This is a genomic window from Oceanisphaera sp. (assembly GCF_052084945.1).
Taxonomy (GTDB): domain Bacteria; phylum Pseudomonadota; class Gammaproteobacteria; order Enterobacterales; family Aeromonadaceae; genus Oceanimonas.
Genome location: NZ_JBQDEX010000158.1, coordinates 1 through 2,123 on the forward strand (window position 1 = coordinate 1; position 2,123 = coordinate 2,123).

A 2,123-nucleotide genomic window follows, 5' to 3' on the forward strand; every position below is an offset into this window, starting at 1 on the left:
TCACCGCTTTTCAACTATCTCTTAAGCTTTTAAGACAATGTCGCTACTATTACCTGCGACGGTGAAAAATGTGCATAGGCGGTATCACCTAGTTGCCAATTTTGTAATGCTGCTTTCTCTTTAGCCAACAAAGCACATAAGGTATCGCCACAATCGAGGGTTAACATAACCTCATCAAACTCATCCCCAGGGATCACCTCACACACAATGCCAGATAATAAATTATCGCCTTGGCTAACACTGCTGTTGTGGCGGCTTAAACTGACCCAAGGCGCTTTAATCAGCGCTAATACTTCCTTTCCGGTCACCAAACCTAACCGCTGACAACTGCGCTCGGTAATATCCGCATACAGCAGCACCCCCCCTTGCAGCGTTAAACACACCTTGCGGCTCACATCACTGGGGTCTAACGACACCACACGGGCAAAAAACTGATTACGGGCACTGGTTTGTAAAGAAAAGCGCGCCACCACAGAGAGCAGACTGTCGAGAGAGGTGGACTCATCTTGCAAGGCATCTACCGCCATACGCTCAATTTGATTGAGTAAGCCATAAATTTTTAGTAACCGCTCACCATAGGGGGTCAATAGGGCGCCACCACCGCCTTTGCCCCCGGTTTCACTGACCACCACAGGGCTATCTGCCAGTGCATTAATTTCTTTAATCGCATCCCAGGCCGACTTATAACTAATACCCGCCGCCTTAGCACCGCGGCTAATAGAGCCTTGCTCGCGAACTTGCTCAAGCAAGCGAATGCGGCGTGGATTAACAAACAGCGTATCTTGACTGTGCAAACTCAGCAGTAATTGCAGATCCATAAAAATGTCCTTAAGGTCAACACCATTCATTGTCGCCAAGTGGGCAGGGCACTTCAAACAATAATTTGCGCCGAGTTATCGTTGTGTTTTTGTCTATATAGCGATAAAGTGCCATCGTTATGCATATAATTATATAGCCAAAGGATAAAACAACCATGAATAAAACATTTAAAGTATCATTACTAATTTCGGCTCTTGGCTTGAGTGCCCCCGTGTTAGCAGACGACATTCAAGTGGCAGTGGCAGCCAACTTTATTGATGTAATGAAGCAACTGGGTGAGTCGTTTGGCGAACAAACAGGTCATAATGTAGCGGTATCTTCAGGGGCAACAGGCAAATTATATGCCCAAATTAAAAACGGTGCCCCATACGATATCTTTTTAGCCGCCGACGATGCCCGTCCTATCTTATTAGATGAAGAAGGCGTGGCTATTGCCGATACGCGCTTTACTTATGCCCTTGGCACATTGGTATTGTGGAGCCCACAAGATGCAACAGTGGATAGCGATCTTAACGTACTAAAAGATCAAAGCTTTAACCATATCTCCATTGCTAACCCTAAAACTGCCCCTTATGGCCGTGCCGCCCAGCAAACACTCACCGAATTAGAGTTTTGGGATGCCCTGCAGCCAAAAATGGTACGTGGCGAAAATATCGGTCAAGCTTACCAATATGTATACAGCGAAAACGCCGAGCTGGGTTTTGTGGCTAAATCTCAAGTATTTAAAAATGGCGAATATAAAAGCGGTTCACACTGGGAAGTTCCCAGCAGCATGTACGATCCCATTGTACAACAAGCGGTATTGTTAAAAGACAATCAAGCCTCACGCGATTTATTAGACTATATTCGCTCGCCAGAAGCCGTTAAAGTCATAGAGTCTTACGGCTATAGTGTTAATCCGTAAGGGATAACTAGAAGAGCTTAGCGCCCAGCTACCAAAAAAGCGGTGAATAGGGATTAGAGATTAGAGATTAGGGATCAGAAAGACTAAAACCAGAATCTTTAGCAACGAAATCCACTGAACCCGCGGAAAAATAGCGATAAGATCTGAAAAGAGATCGGTGGTTTTGTAGGGTTGAATTTATTCGACCGCCTTTAGGTTTTAAACGAAAGCGGTACGTTTAACGCGCTACGCCATACGTTAAAAAACACTGTCTGGATGTTTACGTAAGGCGTATGACGTATGGCTGCCTGTAGAATGGATTGCCACGTCGCTGCGCTCCTCGCAATGACGGCTAAAAGAGAGCGATACGTTTAACGCGCTACGCCATACGTTAAAAAACACTGTCTGGATGTTTACGTAA

Annotated in this window: 2 protein-coding genes; one reads left to right on the plus strand and one right to left on the minus strand. The window is 45.5% G+C overall.

From position 1 onward, the window contains the following. Positions 1 to 29: 29 nt before the first annotated feature. Positions 30 to 818, minus strand: a complete 789-nt coding sequence (locus tag ACTHY5_RS11290; protein ID WP_441879683.1) for a TOBE domain-containing protein — start codon at positions 816 to 818, stop codon at positions 30 to 32. A gap of 155 nt (positions 819 to 973) precedes the next feature. Between ACTHY5_RS11290 and modA the strand changes: the two genes are divergently transcribed. Further along, positions 974 to 1,723: a molybdate ABC transporter substrate-binding protein gene (modA, locus tag ACTHY5_RS11295; protein ID WP_441879685.1), complete on the plus strand. Its 750-nt coding sequence runs from the start codon at positions 974 to 976 to the stop codon at positions 1,721 to 1,723. Positions 1,724 to 2,123 lie beyond the last annotated feature (400 nt).